An 18,343-nucleotide genomic window follows, 5' to 3' on the forward strand; every position below is an offset into this window, starting at 1 on the left:
AAGCCCGCTCCCACAGGTTTTAGTAGTACCCCTGTAGGAGCGGGCTTGCCCGCGAAGAGGCCGGGCCAGGCAACAGAGCAATAAAAAGGCGACCCCGTAGGTCGCCTGTTTACTAACCGCCCGTCATCACTGAACGGTCGGCGTCTCGCCCGCTTCCTGCATACGCTGCAGCTCTTGCGCGTACAGGGCGTCGAAGTTGACCGGCGACAGCATCAGCGCTGGGAACGAACCGCGGGTGACCAGGCTGTCCAGGGTCTCACGGGCGTACGGGAACAGGATGTTCGGGCAGAACGCGCCGAGGGTGTGGCTCATCGACGAAGCGTCGAGGTTGGCGATCAGGAAGATGCCGGCCTGCTGCACTTCAGCGATGAAGGCCACTTCGTCACCGTTCTTGACGGTCACCGACAGGGTCAGCACCACCTCATGGAAGTCGCCTTCCAGGGCTTTCTGCTTGGTGTTCAGGTCCAGGGCAACGCTCGGCTCCCACTGCTGGCGGAAGATCTGCGGGCTTTTCGGGGCCTCGAACGACAGGTCACGCACGTAGATGCGCTGCAGGGAGAACTGAGGGCTGTTGTCTTCGGCAGCTGCGCCGTTGGTCTGTTGGTCAGTCATGGCAGATCCTTATCCTAATGTTTTTGAATGCAGTGCAAATCAGGCCGCCAGCAGCGCGTCGAGCTTGCCGGCGCGCTCCAGGGCATAGAGGTCATCGCATCCACCGACATGGGTGCTGCCGATCCAGATCTGTGGCACCGACGTACGGCCGGCCTTCTGGCTCATATCGGCGCGAACCTGCGGTTTGCCGTCGACCTTGATTTCCTCGAACGCAACGCCCTTGCTCTCGAGCAGGTATTTGGCGCGCATGCAGTAGGGGCAGTAGTCGCTGGAATAAACGATGACGGGCTTCATATCACTTCACCAGGGGCAGGTTATCGGCTTTCCAGCTGGAAACGCCACCGCTCAGCTTGGCGGCGTTGTAACCAGCCTTGAGCAGCTCGCGGCAGAGCGTGCCGGACTGCTGGCCCATCGCATCGACGATGATCAGGGTCTTCTCTTTGTGCTTTTCCAGCTCGGCCATACGGCTGACCAGCTTGTCCTGCGGGATGTTCACGGCACCCACGATGTGGCCCGCGGAATATTCCTTGGCGGTGCGGATGTCAATGACCAGGGCCTTGTCAGCGTTGACCAGGGCAGTCAACTGGCCATTGCTCAGGCTCTGGCCGCCACGGCGGACTTCATTGATGAGCAGCAGGACCAGCAGAACAACGAAGATCGCAACCAGGATGTAGTGATCTGTCGCGAATTGAATCAGGTGAGCAACCATCAGCGGTGTTCCAGGCGATTGAAAATGCCGGCCAGTATACACAGCCCCCCATGACCACCAAAGCCCGACTGGCCGGCCAGAAAAGCAGCTTTGCCCTGGCGCGGTGGCTGCGCCGGTCGGGGGATGGGACGAATATTCGCCGTTGATGGCGCATTTGCCCTAAAATGCGTGTCTTTATCATCTTTGAACAACCGTGAGTTTGATTGATGACGAGTACGCCCAAACCCCTGGTCCTGATCATTCTGGATGGCTTCGGCCACAGCGAAAGCCCCGAATACAACGCCATCTATGCCGCCAACACACCGGTTTATGACCGCCTGCGCGCCAGTCAGCCGCACGGCTTGATCTCCGGTTCAGGCATGGATGTCGGCCTGCCAGACGGGCAGATGGGCAACTCCGAAGTCGGCCACATGAACCTCGGTGCCGGCCGCGTCGTCTACCAGGACTTCACCCGGGTCACCAAGGCTATTCGTGATGGCGAGTTCTTCAGCAACCCGGTGCTCACCGGCGCGGTGGACAAGGCTGTCGGTGCCGGCAAGGCCGTGCACATCCTCGGTTTGCTGTCCGACGGCGGCGTGCACAGCCACCAGGACCATCTGATCGCGATGGCCGAACTGGCCGCACAGCGTGGCGCCGAAAAAATCTACCTGCACGCCTTCCTCGACGGCCGCGACACGCCGCCGCGCAGCGCCGAGTCGTCCATCGAGCTGCTCGACAAGACCTTCGCCAAGCTGGGCAAGGGCCGCATCGCCAGCCTCATCGGCCGCTACTTCGCCATGGACCGCGACAACCGTTGGGACCGCGTTGCCGCGGCCTACAACCTGATCGTCGACAGCGTCGCCGACTATACCGCAGACACCGCCCTGGCCGGCCTTGAAGCCGCCTACGCCCGTGAAGAAAACGACGAGTTCGTCAAAGCCACGCGCATTGGCGAGGCGGTCAAGGTCGAAGACGGCGACGCAGTGATCTTCATGAACTTCCGCGCCGACCGCGCCCGCGAACTGTCGCGTGCCTTCGTCGAGCCGGACTTCAACGAATTCCCGCGTGCGCGCCTGCCGAAGATGGCGGCCTACATCGGCCTGACCCAGTATTCGGCAAAAATCCCGGCGCCAGCAGCCTTTGCACCGTCCAGCCTGGACAACGTGCTGGGCGAATACCTGGCCAAGAACGGCAAGACCCAGCTGCGCATCGCCGAGACCGAAAAGTACGCGCACGTCACGTTCTTCTTCTCGGGCGGCCGTGAAGAGCCGTTCGAAGGCGAAGAGCGCATCCTGATCCCGTCGCCGAAGGTCGCCACCTACGACCTGCAACCGGAAATGAACGCGCCGGAAGTCACCGACCGCATCGTCGAAGCCATCGAGCAACAGCGTTTCGACGTGATCATCGTCAACTACGCCAACGGCGACATGGTCGGCCACACGGGCGTGTTCGAGGCCGCGGTCAAGGCCGTCGAAGCGCTGGATACCTGTGTTGGGCGTATCGTCGAGGCGCTGGATAAAGTCGACGGTGAAGCGCTGATCACCGCCGACCACGGCAACGTCGAGCAAATGGAAGACGCCTGCACCGGCCAAGCGCACACCGCGCACACCACCGAGCCAGTGCCGTTCATCTATGTGGGCAAGCGCAAGGTCAAGGTCCGCGAAGGCGGCGTGCTGGCCGACGTGGCGCCGACCATGCTGAAACTGCTGGGGCTGGAAAAGCCTGTGGAAATGACCGGGACGTCGATCCTGATCGACGCCTGAGTTGCCTTCATTCGCAGCACAAGGCTGCTCCTACAATGGCCTGCGCACCGCCTGTAGGAGCAGCCTTGCGCTGCGAATGGGCCGCAAAGCGGCCCCAGATTCAAGGTTTCCAGACAAACGCCTCGCCGCATCTGCCGCGAGGCGTTTTTTTTGCAGGCTCGCGCGGGCATACTAGGCCAGTCTCCATCCCTGGTACGCCCAACCCCATGCTCCGCGCCCTGATCCTACTCGCCCTGTCTTGCCTGCTCAGCCCGGCATTTGCCGATGAGCGCGCACAGACCCAGCAACAACTGGACGCCACCCGCCAGGACATCGCCGAGCTCAAAAAGATGCTGGGCAAGCTCCAGGAAGAGAAATCCGGCGTGCAGAAAGACCTCAAGTCCACCGAGACCGACATCGGCAACCTCGAGAAACAGGTGGAGGCTCTGCAACAAGAACTAAAAAAGACCGAGGGCGAGCTGGAGCGCCTTGATACCGAGAAAAAAAAACTCCAGAGCGCCCGCGTTGAACAACAACGGCTGATCGCCATCCAGGCCCGCTCGGCCTACCAGAACGGCCGCGAGGAATACCTCAAGCTGCTGCTCAACCAGCAGAACCCCGAGAAATTCGCCCGCACCCTCACCTATTACGATTACCTGAGCAAGGCGCGCCTGGAGCAACTGCGCACCTTCAACGAGACCCTGCGCCAGTTGGCCAACGTCGAGCAGGACATCGCCCGCCAGCAGGAGCAACTGCTGGCCCAGCGCGCCGACCTCGACAGCCGCCGCCAGGCCCTCGAGACCGAGCGCAGCAAGCGCCAGCAAGTACTGGCCAAGCTCAACAACGACATGAAAGACCGCGACCAGAAGCTGCAGGCCCGCGAGCAGGACCAGGCCGACCTTGGCAAAGTACTCAAGACCATCGAGGAAACCCTGGCACGCCAGGCCCGCGAGGCAGAGGAGGCGCGCAAGAAAGCCCTGCTGGCCCAGCAAGAGGCGGAAAAACGCCGCCAGCAGGAAGCCCTGGCCGCCGCCGCTGCGCGCGAAGAAGCCCGCGAGCCGGTCGAGCCACCGAAAAAAGCCCGCACCACCCTGGGCCCGATGGTTTCCAGCGATGGCGCCAACTACGGCGGCGCTTTTTCTGCTGCACGGGGCAAACTTCCGTGGCCCGTCAATGGTCGATTGCTGGCACGCTTCGGCGATGCACGCGGCAGTGACGCCCGGGCCAAATGGGACGGGGTGATGATCAGCGCCAACCCCGGCACGCAAGTACGCGCCGTACACGGCGGCCGTGTGGTGTTTGCCGACTGGTTGCGCGGCGCTGGACTTCTGGTGATTCTCGACCATGGTAATGGTTACCTGAGCCTGTACGGCCACAACCAGAGCCTGCTCAAGAGCGCCGGTGACATCGTCAAGGCCGGCGAAGCCATCTCCACCGTGGGTGACAGCGGTGGCCAGGACAGCGCAGGCTTGTACTTCGCCATCCGCCAGCAGGGCCGGCCTACCGACCCGTCGCAGTGGTGCAGAGGCTAGGGTTTGTCCGAAAAACAACCCAGTTCACCTTTTTACGGCGTAGCCTGAATGCTGCGCCGATGCTCCTCACGGAGCGCCTTCAGGATCAGGAGTTCGTTCGACATGCTGCACTCGCCTCGTCTCACCCAGCTGGCCCTGTCCATCGCCCTGGCGGTCGGCGCGCCCCTGGCCATTGCCGCAGAGCCGGCCAAGCCAGCAGCGGTGCCAGCTACCGAGGTGACGGCCAAGGCGCCGCTGCCGCTGGAGGAGCTGCGCACCTTCGCCGAGGTCATGGACCGCATCAAGGCCGCTTACGTTGAGCCGGTGGACGACAAGACCCTGCTGGAAAACGCCATCAAGGGCATGCTCAGCAACCTTGACCCGCACTCGGCCTACCTCGGCCCCGAGGACTTCCAGGAGCTGCAAGAGAGCACCAGCGGCGAATTTGGTGGCCTGGGTATTGAAGTGGGCCAGGAAGACGGCTTCATCAAGGTGGTCTCGCCCATCGATGACACCCCCGCCTCCCGGGCTGGCGTGCAGGCCGGTGACCTGATCGTCAAGATCAACGGCGCCCCGACCCGCGGCCAGACCATGACCGAAGCCGTGGACAAGATGCGCGGCAAGGTCGGCGAAAAAATCACCCTGACCCTGGTCCGCGATGGCGGCAACCCGTTCGACGTGACCCTCGCCCGCGCGGTGATCCAGGTCAAGAGCGTGAAAAGCCAGCTGCTGGAAAACGACTACGGCTACATCCGCATCACCCAGTTCCAGGTCAAGACCGGCGACGAGGTGGGCAAGGCCCTGGCCAAGCTGCGCAAGGACAATGGCAAGAAGCTGCGCGGGGTGGTGCTCGACCTGCGCAACAACCCCGGCGGCGTGCTGCAGTCGGCGGTCGAAGTGGCCGACCACTTCCTGACCAAGGGCCTGATCGTCTACACCAAGGGCCGTATCGCCAACTCCGAGCTGCGCTTCTCTGCCGACCCGGCCGACGCCAGCGAAGGCGTGCCATTGGTGGTGCTGATCAACGGCGGCAGCGCCTCGGCGTCTGAAATCGTCGCTGGCGCCCTGCAAGACCAGAAGCGCGCCGTGCTGATGGGCACCGACAGCTTCGGCAAAGGCTCGGTGCAAACCGTGCTGCCGCTGGCCAACGACCGCGCCCTGAAGCTCACCACTGCGCTGTACTACACCCCCAACGGCCGCTCGATCCAAGCCCAGGGCATCGTGCCGGACATCGAAGTGCGCCCGGCCAAACTCACTGCCGAAATCGATACCGACAACTTCAAGGAAGCCGACCTGCAGGGCCACCTGGGCAACGGCAACGGCGGCGCCGAGCGCCCGACCGGCAGCAGCAAGCGCAAGGAACGCCCGCAGGACGATGACTTCCAGCTGAGCCAGGCCCTGAGCCTGCTCAAGGGCTTGAACATCACCTCGGGTAAATGATCGCGCTCATGCGGTATCTGCTGTGTCTGCTGTGCTGCCTGTTAGTCGGCGTCGCCCAAGCGGCGCCGGCCAGCAAGGCCTACATGAGCATCATCATCGACGACCTGGGCCAGAGCACCGAGCGTGACAGCCGCACGCTCGCCCTGCCCGGCCCGGTCACCATGGCAATCATGCCCGACACCCCGCACGCCAGCGATTTCGCCCGCCAGGCACACAAAGCCCACAAGACGGTGATCCTGCACATGCCCATGGACCCGGCTACCGGCCCCTATGCCTGGCACCCCGGGCTACCGCTGCCCGAACTGGCCAGCCGGCTCGACGCGGCCTTGGCCAAGGTGCCGTACGCGGCCGGCATCAACAACCACATGGGCAGCCGCATGACCGCCCAACGCGAAGCCATGACCTGGCTGATGGGCGAACTGCAGCGCCGCCACTTGTTCTTCGTCGACAGCCGGACCAGTGCCGCCACGGTGGCCGCCGCCGAAGCTCAGGCGCAGGATGTAGCACACGTGTCGCGGGATGTGTTCCTGGATGACGTGCGCACCCCCGAAGCCATTGCCGGGCAACTGCAGCTGGGTATCACGATGGCCCGCAAGCAAGGCTCGGCCGTGTTGATCGGCCACCCGTACCCGCAGACCCTCGAAGTGCTGGCGCGAGAAATCCCGCGCCTGAGAAGCCAAGGCGTTGAACTGATCGGGCTCAAGCAGATGATTGCCGAGCGCGGCAACCAGGCCATGCCTGCCCACGGCAAACATGGCCGATACAGCAACCGCTGAACGCCTCAATCGAACGGGATGATGCCGCGCGCCTGTTCCAGGGTGAGCTTGCCTCTGTGCACCCGCTGGGTTGAGCCTTCCTCGCGCCCACTCAAGCGACGCTGGCTCCAGGTTTTCAAATGGCCCAACGTGAAGTCACGCGCCAGCGCGTCGGCGGCAGGCATGTGGAAGTGTGCGGCCCACAACGGCCGGCCTGATGCGGCACCTGGTTGCGCCAGACGCATGATCTTGTACTCGTCGAAGGTGCTGCCATTGGCCATGACTTGGCGCGGGGCGACGTACTGCACCTTGATCAGGTTCTGTTCATGCAGAAAACGTAACGCTTCAGCGCTGGGGTAGCGCGTGTCGGTGTACAGCATGGTCAGCTTGAGGTTTTTTTCCGAGCGCATCTGGTCCGAGGCGACCTCCAGGCGTCTTATGAGGGCGGCGTTGGCGCCCTCCTCGCCCAATGACGTCGCGGCCTGCCCCAGCTTGTCTATCTGAAGATCAAACAGGCGCGCAAGTAACGTGCCTTTAAGGTCATTCACCACGTATTCGTCGGCCCTCAACAGAAGCTGATCGTTCTCATCCAGCAGCGCCTGCACCCGAAACGCCGTATCAGTCGAGGCAGCCTCGGGTGCGACCGGCGCTGGCTCGCGGCTTCGCTCATGCCATTGGCCGTCCCTCCAATCAAAGGTGGCCAACACCGCGTCACTGAACGGATCACGCACCTGATACACCGCCTGACCATCAGCATCGAGCTCTCTTTTGCCGATCAGTATCTGCCCTTCCGCGTTACGCACCGCCCGCTGCGGCTCGCTGGAGATGATGTAGGGCAAGCGCGCGTCAGGCGCACGGGCACCTTCCTGCTCCTTGATCAACGCGACCAGCCGACGCCCTGCATCACGCTTGAGCTTCTCCAACTCCGTCCGGTAGCGGTCCAGCATCGAAACCTCGATCAACGCCCCACCCGTTTCGCGAATTCGCAAGCTGTTGACCAGCGCAGCTGCGTATTCGTCCCATGCCTCCTGCAAGATGGTGATGCGGTCTTCGAGCGGCAGGTTGGCGAAGTCGAGTTCACCGTGGGCACCCGCCGCGTTGCGCAGTGACAGCCCCGACAGCTCCTCCCGGAATACGTTGATTGTGCGCTGACCATTGATGTTATCCAGGTGTAAGGCCAGATCGGCAAGGTTCAACACCTGATGGAAACGGAACTGAACGGTGCTGAACGTACGCTTGGCAATTAGTGAATCAACGCTGCGGCTTTCCGGTTCGGAGGGATTGCTGATGATCTCCTGGCCCGGCACCTCGACCAATAGCTCGTCGAGATGTTCGAATGTAGCCAGCATGCGGTCCTGAAGCCCCACGACGCCTTCGAGCTTGCGGCGAAAAGCCTGATAGGTTTCAAGCACTTGTTGCACAGGCTGCCCATGAAGGCGCTGTTGCATACTGGTCAGCGCCGGGTAATCCGCCAGATCCCAGAGCTCACTGAGGATGAAGTCGCTGTTGCGGATCAGGCTGAGCTGAACCTCACGCCGCTGCTCTGTCAGGTCCGCTTCCACCCCCGCTCGCCGTTCGCGGGCATATTTGGGTTCGAACATGGTCTCGATAGTGCGAAGAATCTCCTGGCAGTCCCGAACGACCTCTTCAACCTGCTTTACCGCTTCAATGCGCCTGCTACGAATTTGCGCACCCCATTCGGCTTGACGCGCTTCGTACCGGCCAATCATTTCCCTGGACGCGGCCTGCTCGCTGTCTGTGGTGGCCAGCCCCAGCTTGGCCCGCTCTGTTTCCAACAATTCACCCAGCTTTGTGACCTTTTCTCGCAAAACCGGAATGCTGAAGCCGGCCTCGGCAAAGCGTAGCGTTGCTGCTCTGACCTGCGCATTAAGTTTGGCAACAGTAGCGTGGAGCTTGTGGAAGCGATCGGCGATGTTCCGCCTCATCCCGCCAGCGAGACGAAGCGAACCATCGATACGCCAAACGCCTTGTACATAGCTCAACCATGGGCCGTAGCCACCCTTGCCATCGACCACCCGCACACCGTCGTCGACCACTTCAACACGGTAAGCATCGGCATCTATGGCCGCGTACAGACGCCCGTCGACCTGATACAGGCCTGCGGTCTCGCCCGCGACCTGCAATGCCGAGTCGGGTAGCAACACACCCGTACGCATGGCGCGCAGCGCATGCCGCTGCTCAGGCGCAAGCCAATTGAACCCCTGATTGCCACGCCATGACAGATCCAACCGGCGTTGCGGCAGTGCTGCCAGCTCACCGATTCCCGCAGCCCCTCCGTCAGAGGGGGCCACCGAGACCTCGGCAAAAGCCCCTCGCTGCAGGGCGGGCCCATCGAACGCCGAAACGTTGGGAGATGTTCCGATCGTGGCAGCGTGCGGAGCCGGCTGCCGCGCATGCAGCAATACCATGCTCAAGTTCAGCAACAGATCTGAAACAGCGGCGGGCCGGTCGAACTCGCCGCCCTGCTCAAGCGCCAGCAGGTCATTCTCAAGCGAGGTGATCAGTTGCACCAGCCACGCCACACTGGCCACCGGGCCACGCAGCGCCAACGACACCACATCGAACAGCAGCCAGGCGCCTTGGGACAGGGTTTCCCAACGCCGCTCGGCATTCGAGGTGGATTGCATGTCCGCTAGTTCGATAAGCAGATCACGGTTGGCGTTGTACAACCTTTCATTGATAGCGGTGGCCCAGAAGACCGGCTCGATGACTGGCGGCTCAGGGCGCTCGGGCAGGCTGGACGGGTCGATGCCAATACTGGAGACGTGCGGTTCATGGAACCCGCCATGGTCGTAAATATGGCGGACCTGCGGGTTCAGCCAGTCCAAAATACTCGCTTGCAGCAGCGTGGACTCCTGGATGTGAGCGAGTAACGCGGCCAGGGTCGAATATTCACGAAGGGTGTCCTGCGGGTATAAAGGCCGGTACAGCAGCACCAGCTCAGGCTTGGCACAGAACAGCACATACATGCCGCGAACGAGGTCCTTTTGGTGGGAATGCGGCTGGCGTCGAAAGGTCAGCGGCATCAGGGTCATACGGGGTGTTTGCCGGTCGAAATGGCCTGCACAGAAATCAACGACGCACTGCAGCCCAGCTTCCGTGATCTTGCCATCAAGCTTGGCGCTCAATGCGCTGAAACGCAGGGCGTTGCGCCACTCCCGGGCAAAGCGCCGGACGCGCTGTGCACGCTGCAACGGGTCGTCCAGTTGACGGGCGACATAGGCGGGATAGTTGCCACCGACATCAATCTGGCTCACCAATCGACTGGCAGCATCGGCATCCAGCCAGGCTGGGGCAGCAGAACCGTCGGCGCGCTGAATGCGCCGGATAGAGGCATTGCTGAGCGTTCCGAGGTTGCCAATGGCGAACTCAGTCAGCGTCTTGCTGCCTTCGAGCGCCACCGGCTCGCCCCCGCCTGCGCCCGTTCCTGCGCCTCCGGGAATACCCAACGCCACGAAGAATTCGATCAGCAGGTCATCCGGGGAGACAGCCTGCGCGTGAGCGGATTGCATTTGCTCAGTGAGCCGCTGGCGGGTGTAATCCCTGAGGCTCAGGATGCCGTCCATGGCGCCAACCCCTTCGGCGTCGAGCTGATCGACTGCCAGCTGCAACAGCCCCGCACGGTAGGCCACGCTATCGCTTCCAGAGCTGGTCGACAACGCCGGTGGGGTCTTGACCGCCGGGGTATCGTCCGGGTAGCTGTCGAACCACTGCGCGGGGTCACTGATCTGGGCGAACAGATGCTCCAGCGCGGCGACATCTTCCAGGCGGCGGTAGCTCACCCGGTCCACCTGAGTGAACAGCTTCTCCAGCAACGCCGACACCTGCTGTGCGAATACATTGCCCTCAACCGGATAATGCCGCCAAGACATGGCATCGAAGCTGTAGCGCTGCGCCAGGTCATCACGCAGGGCCAAGGCGAAAGCGGCCAGCGAGGCAAAGCCACGCACCTCGCCAGATGGCGCGCACCAGAGCACCACCTGCCGCTCATCCCACTCACCTGTCACCAGCAAATGGCTAAGCCATTGTTCCGATTCACGCAAACCCTGGGTCAGCTGGACCTGCACGAAGCTCGCCGTGGGCTGGTCGGCACCGCCGCGGATCAGGCCGCGGATGCAGGCCTGCTCCTGGGCATCCAAGCCTTGCAAGGGCAGGCCGCGCAACAGGGCCGTGCTCAACAGCAACTGCAGCCAATGATCACGGCTTGCACCGGTACTCCCGGCGCTCGCCCAAAAGCCGAGCTGTGCCTGGCAAAAAAGCTGCGGCAGTTGCTCGATCAGGTCATTGAGCGGTTCGCTCAGGCCGCTGAGTTGGCGGGTGTCGAGCACGTTGTCGGAGCCGGCAAAGCGGTGAGGATCAACAAGGCCGAGGTTATGATGGCGGCCTTCGACGGGCTCCAAATCAAGAAAGCGCGACTCGAGCATGGCCTGCAGTACACGATCAACCAGCGGCTGAGTGGACCAATAGGGTGTGGACGGGTCCGGGCTGTCCAGTGTGAGCACATCAGCAGACAGCAATGCAGGCTGTACCGAGGCCAGCCATGGCAGCTCTGCCAGCAATAACGTGAGCAGTTGGTCGCTGGCGACCTGGCGTAGCGTGGGACGGGCGGCAAACTGCCGGGCAGCGGCTCGCTTGAAATCGAATGTCGATGCGTCCGAGGGGGTCATACGAAGGCACTCCAGGTAAATGAGCTGGAAGCCTGTCGCGCAAGCTCTGCCACCTGGTGCTACTTATTGCAGGGCAAGTGCTTGTCTTGGGTTTTGTGGTGGTGCGCAAATCGAGCGCCGCCCGCGCGGCGCTTCGCAGCACAAGGCTGCTCCCACATCTGTTTCGGGCCAGTTATGCCTGTACCTGCGCGCGCGACCGCCTTGTTTGTTCCGCACGATATCGAGGTGGACGCCAAAGGTCCGCGCGCCTCTGTCTCAGGACTCATTGGCCCGAAACAGATGTGGGAGCAGCCTTGTGCTGCGAAGCGCCGCGCGGGCGGCGCTCGATCTCAAAGGCGCATAAGATCCAGCGACAAGCACAACCAAAAAAAAGCCCTGCTGTTCAGCAGGGCCCTTTTCACAACGATCAGCTGTACACACGCCCCAGCAGCTGGCGATGGCTCTCGAACTGGTCGAGCACATCACGCACGATCTGCTCCGGCGCGAAGCCCATCAGGTCGTACTCCTGGCTGCCATCGTGCAGGTACACCTCGGCGCGGTAGAAGCGCTGTTGCACTTGCGGCTCGCCCTCGACCGGCGCCTCGCTCGGCGCGGCCAGGTAGCCGTCCAGGCTCACTTCATAGACGAAGGGGTTGCCCTCTTCCATCATCACCCGCAGGCCCATCATGTTGCGCGACTGGCCCACACGGGTTTCAACCTCGAAGCCCAGGGTGCGCAGTTGCTCGGCCGCTTCTTTCAGGGCCGGGCTGACCTGCTTGTCCATGAAGCGCTGCACCACAGCCTGGGTCGGCTGCAGTTCCAGCTGGGTCAGGCGCTCGCTGAAGCCGCGGCGGCCACGGGCGGCCAGTTCGGAGCGCTCCTGCTCGACCGCAACGTCCTGCTTCATGGCCTTGTACAAGCCGAACATGAACAGCACCAGCACCACCGAGAACGGCAGGCCCGCCAGCACCACCATGGTCTGCATGGCTTCGAAGTTGCCGGCGAACAGCAGGCCGATGGTGACCAGGGTGATGATCACCGACCAGAACACCACCATCCAGTGCGGGGCATCTTCATCAACCTTGCCGCCTTTGCACGACAGGTTGGCCATCATCACCGCGCCGGAGTCCGCCGGGGTGAGGAACAGCACGAAGCCGACGAACACCGCCACACCGATCACGATCTTGGCGGCCGGGAAGTATTCCAGCAGCTGGTAGATCGACATCGACGGCTGCTCAAGGGCCGTCTTGCCCAGCTCCACGGCGCCCTGGTTGATCACCAGGTCCAGCGCGGTGTTGCCGAAGATCGACAGCCAGGCCAGGGTGAAGCCCAGCGGGATCAGCAGCACGCCCATGACCAGCTGGCGCACGGTACGGCCCTTGGAGATACGGGCAATGAACATGCCGACGAACGGGCCCCAGGAAATCCACCAGGCCCAGTAGAACACGGTCCACAGGCCCAACCAGCGCTCAGACTTGCCCGCCTCGCCTTCGTAGACGTACAGGTCGAAGGTCTTCAGCACGATGCCATTGAGGTAGTCGCCGACGTTCTGCACGAAGCCATTGAGCAGGTGCAGGGTCTCGCCGCCCAGCAGCACGAAAATCAACAGGCCGCTGAACAGGATGATGTTCAGGTTGGACAGACGGCGGATGCCGTTTTCCACGCCCGACACTGCGGCCACGGTAGCAACGCCGGCCATGACCAGGATGACCACCAGCAAGTTGGTCTTGCTGTGGTCCATGCCGAACAGGTACTCAAGGCCCGAAGACACCTGCATCGAGCCGATCCCCAGGTTGGTGACCAAGCCCAGCAGGGTGACGAACATGCCGAATATGTCCACGGCATTGCCGGCAGCGCCCTTGACCCAACGCTCACCCACCAGCGGATACAGCGCCGAGCGCAGTGCCAGCGGCTGGTTGTGGCGGTAGGCGAAGTAACCCACGGCCAGGCCGACCAGGGCGTAGATCGCCCAGCCGTGCAGGCCCCAGTGCAGGAAGGTCAGCTGCAGGCCCTGGCGCGCGGCTTCGAGGCTGGCGGGCGTGCCTTCCGGTGGGTTGAAATAGTGGTCCAGCGGCTCGGAAGCGCCGAAGTACAGCAGCGAAATACCGATACCGGACGAGAACAGCATGCCGGCCCAGGCGCCGTAGCTGAAGTCGGGCTGGTCATCCTTGCCACCCAGCTTGAGCTTGCCGTAGTCGGAGAAGGCCAGGTAAACGACGAACACCAGGTATCCGCAGATCACCAGCATGTAGTACCAGCCGAAAGTGCGCGTCAGCCACTTCTGGGCCACGCCCAGCACTTGGCCTGCAGTTTCGGGTACAGCGATAAGCAAGGCAGTCAACGCAAGGATCAGCAACGCCGAGGTGTAGAACACGACGCTATTGACCCGGACCCTCTCGGCGGGGGGTTTGGTAAGGGAGGCAGAACTCATTGCACGAATGCTCCGGGCAGTACGGCTGTGGAGGCTAATCAGTCTTTTCCCGAGCAATTGGTGGAATACCCCCACTGCGTCAGGTGTTATAAAAGCACCCTGGAAACCGTGATCCCGAATCGATACGTTGCAAAAAAACAGACAGGTGGTCTGCAAAAAACGCCGCATCCAACACCGTGGTGCGCGCATTCGTCACAGAGCACCCCGCCCGCTCCAAGGGCCTGCCGCAGGTCGATGACCGTTCGGCAGAATCTGCATTTCGCATCGCACATGCCCGTCAACGCCTTGTATTCCGGGGGTTACGCGATTTCCTGGGGTGTCAATCCGTGCGCTCGAAACAGCCTGAAAAACTGTCAATGGCACAAATTGTCGCAGAGCTTATTCTTTATTGATTGAACGTTCAATCAAAACAAAATAGACTGGCCTTCGCCGAGTCAGCCGCTTGTCGTCTGCTTGTCAGGCCTGAGGAGAATGCAAGATGCCCAAGGTCGGTATGCAACCCATCCGCCGCCAACAATTGATCGAAGCCACCCTGCTAGCGGTCGATCAGGTGGGGCTGGGAGATGCCAGCATTGCGCTCATTGCCCGTTTGGCCGGCGTGTCGAACGGCATCATCAGTCACTACTTTCGGGACAAGAACGGCCTGATTGCAGCGACGATGGGTTACATCATGAACATGCTCAACGAAGGCGTTGCAGCACGGCGCCAGGCACTGACGGACGACAGCCCGCGTGCCCACCTGAAAGTGATCATCGAGGGCAACTTCGATGCCAGCCAGGTGAACGGCCCGGCAATGAAAACCTGGTTGGCCTTCTGGGCGTCCAGCATGCACCAGCCCGATTTGCACAGGTTGCAGCGGATCAACGATCACCGCTTGTACTCCAACCTATGCTGTCAGTTCCGCCGCGTCCTGCCGCTTTACCATGCGCGCAAGGCAGCCCGCGGGCTGGCGGCCCTGATCGACGGCCTATGGCTGCGTGGCGCGTTGTCGGGAGATGCTTTCGACACCGACCAGGCGATACGAATCGCTTACGAATACATGGATCTACAACTGGCTAAACAGCAGTCCCTGGGCACAACCGACCAGGCTTCTGAACCACCGCGCACGGCCGTTGCCAACCCGGCAGGAGCGTGACGCGCTAGCCAACCACACACTGCACTTGCGAGGACACTATGGCCCGTTTCGGAACGCAAAAACTCTACATTGATGGTGGTTATGTCGACGCTGGCAGCGATGCCACCTTCGAGGCCATCAACCCGGCCAACGGCGAAGTCCTCGCGCACGTGCAACGTGCCACTCAGGCCGACGTCGAAAAAGCCGTCGAAAGCGCCGAGCGTGGCCAGAAAGTCTGGGCTGCGATGACCGCCATGCAGCGTTCGCGCATCCTGCGCCGCGCCGTCGACATCCTGCGCGAGCGCAACGATGAGCTGGCTCAGCTGGAAACCCTGGACACCGGCAAGTCGTACTCCGAAACCCGCTACGTCGACATCGTCACCGGCGCCGACGTGCTGGAGTACTACGCAGGCCTGGTGCCGGCCATCGAAGGCGAGCAGATCCCGCTGCGTGAAAGCTCCTTCGTCTACACCCGCCGCGAGCCGCTGGGCGTGACTGTCGGTATCGGCGCGTGGAACTACCCGATCCAGATCGCCCTGTGGAAATCCGCCCCAGCCCTGGCCGCTGGCAACGCGATGATCTTCAAACCGTCGGAAGTCACCTCGCTGACCACCCTGAAACTGGCCGAGATCTACACCGAAGCCGGCCTGCCTGATGGCGTGTTCAACGTGCTGACCGGCAGCGGCCGCGAAGTCGGCACCTGGCTGACCGAGCACCCGCGCATCGAAAAAGTCTCCTTCACCGGCGGCACCACCACCGGCAAGAAAGTCATGGCCAGCGCCTCGAGCTCCTCGCTCAAGGAAGTGACCATGGAACTGGGCGGCAAGTCGCCACTGATCATCTGCGCCGACGCCGACCTGGACAAGGCCGCCGACATCGCGATGATGGCCAACTTCTACAGCTCCGGCCAGGTGTGCACCAACGGCACCCGCGTGTTCATCCCTGCCGAGCTGAAAGCCGCCTTCGAAGCCAAGATCGCCGAGCGCGTTGCCCGCATCCGTGCCGGCAACCCGGAAGACGAAAACACCAACTTCGGCCCACTGGTCAGCTTCCAGCACATGGAAAGCGTGCTGGGTTACATCGCCAAGGGTAAAGAAGAAGGTGCCCGCGTACTGTGCGGTGGCGAGCGTCTGACCGAAGGTGACTTCGCCAAGGGTGCCTTCGTGGCCCCGACCGTGTTCACCGACTGCACCGACGACATGACCATCGTCAAGGAAGAAATCTTCGGCCCGGTGATGAGCATCCTCAGCTACGAGACCGAAGAAGAAGTCATCCGCCGCGCCAACGACACCGAATACGGCCTGGCCGCGGGCGTGTGCACCAACGACATCACCCGTGCCCACCGCATCATCCACAAGCTTGAAGCCGGCATCTGCTGGATCAACGCCTGGGGTGAATCGCCGGCCGAAATGCCGGTCGGTGGCTACAAGCAGTCGGGCGTTGGCCGTGAAAACGGTATCAGCTCGCTGGCTCAATACACGCGCATCAAGTCGGTCCAGGTCGAGCTGGGCGGCTACTCCTCGGTTTTCTAAACCGCGTGTAGTCACGCCCGTGCCAGCGCGCACGGGCGTTCCCCGCTCCCTGATCACCGCCAAACGAGGGTACTTAAATGTCCCAAGAATTCGATTACATCATCGTCGGCGCAGGTTCCGCCGGTAACACCCTGGCCACTCGTCTGACCGAAGACGCCAGCGTCACCGTACTGCTGCTGGAAGCCGGTGGCCCCGACTACCGCTTCGACTTCCGCACCCAGATGCCAGCCGCCCTGGCCTTCCCGCTGCAGGGCCGCCGCTACAACTGGGCCTACGAGACCGACCCAGAGCCGCACATGGACGGCCGCCGCATGGAATGTGGCCGCGGCAAGGGCCTGGGGGGCTCTTCGCTGATCAACGGCATGTGCTACATCCGCGGTAACGCCATGGACTTCGACGGCTGGGCAGAACTGCCAGGCCTGGAAGACTGGACCTACCTGGACTGCCTGCCGTACTTCCGCAAAGCGGAAACCCGCGACATCGGCCCCAACGACTACCACGGTGGCGAAGGCCCGGTCAGCGTCGCCACGCCCAAGGCTGGCAACAACCCGCTGTTCCACGCCATGGTCGAGGCCGGCGTGCAAGCCGGTTACCCGCGCACCGAAGACCTCAACGGCTACCAGCAGGAAGGCTTCGGCCCGATGGACCGTTCGGTGACCAAGAACGGCCGCCGTTCCAGCACCGCGCGCGGCTACCTGGACCAGGCCAAGAAGCGCCCGAACCTGACCATCGTCACCCATGCCCTGAGCGACCGCGTGCTGTTCGACGGCAAGCGTGCCGTGGGCGTGACCTACCTGGTCGGCGACAGCGAAGAGCGCGTCGAAGCCCGTGCCCGCAAGGAAGTCATCGTCAGCTCCGGCGCCATCGCTTCGCCGCAACTGCTGCAGCGCTCCGGCGTCGGCCCACGCGCCCTGCTGGAAAGCCTCGACATCCCGGTCGTGCATGACCTGCCGGGCGTTGGCGAAAACCTGCAGGACCACCTCGAGCTGTACCTGCAGTACGCGTGCACCCAGCCGGTGTCGCTGTACCCGTCGCTGCTGTGGTGGAACCAACCGGCCATCGGCGCCGAGTGGCTGTTCAATGGCACCGGCATCGGCGCCAGCAACCAGTTCGAGGCCGGTGGTTTCATCCGCACCCGCCCTGAATTCGAGTGGCCGAACATCCAGTACCACTTCCTGCCGGTCGCGATTAACTACAACGGCTCCAATGGCGTGAAGGAACATGGCTTCCAGGCGCACATGGGTTCGATGCGTTCGCCAAGCCGTGGGCGCATCCAGGCCAAGTCGAAAGACCCACGCCAGCACCCGAGCATCCTGTTCAACTACATGGCCACCGAGCAGGACTGGCAGGAATTCCGCGACGGCATCCGCCTGACCCGCGAAATCATGGCCCAGCCGGCGCTGGACCCGTACCGTGGTCGCGAGATCAGCCCGGGCGCCGACGTACAAACCGACGAGCAACTGGACAAGTTCATCCGCGAGCACGCCGAAACCGCCTTCCACCCGTCCTGCTCGTGCAAGATGGGCACCGACGACATGGCGGTGGTCGATGGTGAAGGCCGCGTGCATGGCATGCAGGGCCTGCGTGTGGTCGATGCGTCGATCATGCCGATCATCATCACGGGCAACCTCAACGCCACCACGATCATGATCGCCGAGAAAATCGCGGACAAGATCCGCAACCGCAAGCCACTGCCGCGCAGCACGGCCAAGTACTACGTGGCCAACGGTGCGCCGGTCAAAGGCAAGCCGATGCGTGAAGTGAAGCAAGCGTAAGCCAGCCCTGGCCTCTTCGCGGCTGAAGCCGCTCCCACAGGGTTCGCGCAGTTCTTGAAAACTGTGCAGTACCTGT

General features: G+C 62.6%; 12 protein-coding genes. 7 read left to right on the forward strand and 5 right to left on the reverse strand.

The window, feature by feature from the left end:
• Nucleotides 1-126: 126 nt before the first annotated feature.
• The 3 genes from secB to OO306_RS22865 are packed head-to-tail and all read right to left on the reverse strand — an operon-like array spanning nt 127 to nt 1,321.
• Nucleotides 127-612, reverse strand: coding sequence for a protein-export chaperone SecB (gene secB / locus OO306_RS22855; protein ID WP_027592380.1), 486 nt, complete (start codon nt 610-612; stop codon nt 127-129).
• A gap of 39 nt (nt 613-651) precedes the next feature.
• On the reverse strand, nt 652-906 hold the full coding sequence (grxC, locus tag OO306_RS22860; RefSeq protein WP_265969994.1) for a glutaredoxin 3: 255 nt from the start codon (nt 904-906) through the stop codon (nt 652-654).
• Nucleotide 907: 1 nt separating this feature from the next.
• A complete protein-coding gene (locus OO306_RS22865; protein WP_027592379.1) occupies nt 908-1,321 on the reverse strand; it encodes a rhodanese-like domain-containing protein in 414 nt (137 codons plus the stop codon).
• A 206-nt stretch (nt 1,322-1,527) separates the two neighbouring features.
• Between OO306_RS22865 and gpmI the strand changes: the two genes are divergently transcribed.
• The 4 genes from gpmI to OO306_RS22885 all read left to right on the forward strand — a co-directional run bounded on the left by gpmI (nt 1,528) and on the right by OO306_RS22885 (nt 6,769).
• Nucleotides 1,528-3,063: a 2,3-bisphosphoglycerate-independent phosphoglycerate mutase gene (gpmI, locus tag OO306_RS22870; RefSeq protein ID WP_027592378.1), complete on the forward strand. Its 1,536-nt coding sequence runs from the start codon at nt 1,528-1,530 to the stop codon at nt 3,061-3,063.
• 206 nt (nt 3,064-3,269) lie between these two features.
• The gene (locus OO306_RS22875) at nt 3,270-4,574 is read left to right on the forward strand and encodes a murein hydrolase activator EnvC (RefSeq protein ID WP_027592377.1); all 1,305 of its coding nucleotides are present in this window, start codon (nt 3,270-3,272) and stop codon (nt 4,572-4,574) included.
• A 102-nt stretch (nt 4,575-4,676) separates the two neighbouring features.
• Nucleotides 4,677-5,993, forward strand: coding sequence for a S41 family peptidase (locus tag OO306_RS22880; RefSeq protein ID WP_027592376.1), 1,317 nt, complete (start codon nt 4,677-4,679; stop codon nt 5,991-5,993).
• Nucleotides 5,994-6,001: 8 nt separating this feature from the next.
• The gene (locus tag OO306_RS22885) at nt 6,002-6,769 is read left to right on the forward strand and encodes a divergent polysaccharide deacetylase family protein (protein ID WP_265969995.1); all 768 of its coding nucleotides are present in this window, start codon (nt 6,002-6,004) and stop codon (nt 6,767-6,769) included.
• A 5-nt stretch (nt 6,770-6,774) separates the two neighbouring features.
• On the opposite strand, the gene OO306_RS22890 is transcribed toward OO306_RS22885, so the two are convergent.
• Together OO306_RS22890 and OO306_RS22895 are read right to left on the reverse strand one after the other, a co-directional pair.
• Nucleotides 6,775-11,436, reverse strand: coding sequence for a DUF6543 domain-containing protein (locus OO306_RS22890; RefSeq protein ID WP_265969997.1), 4,662 nt, complete (start codon nt 11,434-11,436; stop codon nt 6,775-6,777).
• Between the two features lie 406 nt (nt 11,437-11,842).
• Nucleotides 11,843-13,789 (reverse strand): BCCT family transporter, encoded by a 1,947-nt coding sequence (locus OO306_RS22895; protein WP_238215771.1) that lies wholly within the window; start codon nt 13,787-13,789, stop codon nt 11,843-11,845.
• Nucleotides 13,790-14,324: 535 nt separating this feature from the next.
• Between OO306_RS22895 and betI the strand changes: the two genes are divergently transcribed.
• The 3 genes from betI to betA all read left to right on the forward strand — a co-directional run bounded on the left by betI (nt 14,325) and on the right by betA (nt 18,267).
• Complete coding sequence (gene betI / locus OO306_RS22900; protein WP_027592372.1) at nt 14,325-14,981, forward strand: transcriptional regulator BetI; 657 nt, start codon at nt 14,325-14,327, stop codon at nt 14,979-14,981.
• A 38-nt stretch (nt 14,982-15,019) separates the two neighbouring features.
• Nucleotides 15,020-16,492, forward strand: coding sequence for a betaine-aldehyde dehydrogenase (gene betB / locus OO306_RS22905; RefSeq protein WP_027592371.1), 1,473 nt, complete (start codon nt 15,020-15,022; stop codon nt 16,490-16,492).
• A gap of 77 nt (nt 16,493-16,569) precedes the next feature.
• Nucleotides 16,570-18,267: a choline dehydrogenase gene (gene betA, locus OO306_RS22910; RefSeq protein WP_265969999.1), complete on the forward strand. Its 1,698-nt coding sequence runs from the start codon at nt 16,570-16,572 to the stop codon at nt 18,265-18,267.
• Nucleotides 18,268-18,343 lie beyond the last annotated feature (76 nt).

The organism is Pseudomonas sp. DCB_AW (genome assembly GCF_026240895.1).
Classification (GTDB): Bacteria; Pseudomonadota; Gammaproteobacteria; order Pseudomonadales; family Pseudomonadaceae; genus Aquipseudomonas; species Aquipseudomonas kermanshahensis.

Bases quoted from the DNA above. Each gene is read 5' to 3' on its own strand.
- secB (WP_027592380.1), bottom strand. From the start codon at position 612: ATGACTGACCAACAGACCAACGGCGCAGCTGCCGAAGACAACAGCCCT.
- grxC (WP_265969994.1), bottom strand. From the start codon at position 906: ATGAAGCCCGTCATCGTTTATTCCAGCGACTACTGCCCCTACTGCATG.
- OO306_RS22865 (WP_027592379.1), bottom strand. From the start codon at position 1,321: ATGGTTGCTCACCTGATTCAATTCGCGACAGATCACTACATCCTGGTT.
- gpmI (WP_027592378.1), top strand. From the start codon at position 1,528: ATGACGAGTACGCCCAAACCCCTGGTCCTGATCATTCTGGATGGCTTC.
- OO306_RS22875 (WP_027592377.1), top strand. From the start codon at position 3,270: ATGCTCCGCGCCCTGATCCTACTCGCCCTGTCTTGCCTGCTCAGCCCG.
- OO306_RS22880 (WP_027592376.1), top strand. From the start codon at position 4,677: ATGCTGCACTCGCCTCGTCTCACCCAGCTGGCCCTGTCCATCGCCCTG.
- OO306_RS22885 (WP_265969995.1), top strand. From the start codon at position 6,002: ATGCGGTATCTGCTGTGTCTGCTGTGCTGCCTGTTAGTCGGCGTCGCC.
- OO306_RS22890 (WP_265969997.1), bottom strand. From the start codon at position 11,436: ATGACCCCCTCGGACGCATCGACATTCGATTTCAAGCGAGCCGCTGCC.
- betI (WP_027592372.1), top strand. From the start codon at position 14,325: ATGCCCAAGGTCGGTATGCAACCCATCCGCCGCCAACAATTGATCGAA.
- betB (WP_027592371.1), top strand. From the start codon at position 15,020: ATGGCCCGTTTCGGAACGCAAAAACTCTACATTGATGGTGGTTATGTC.
- betA (WP_265969999.1), top strand. From the start codon at position 16,570: ATGTCCCAAGAATTCGATTACATCATCGTCGGCGCAGGTTCCGCCGGT.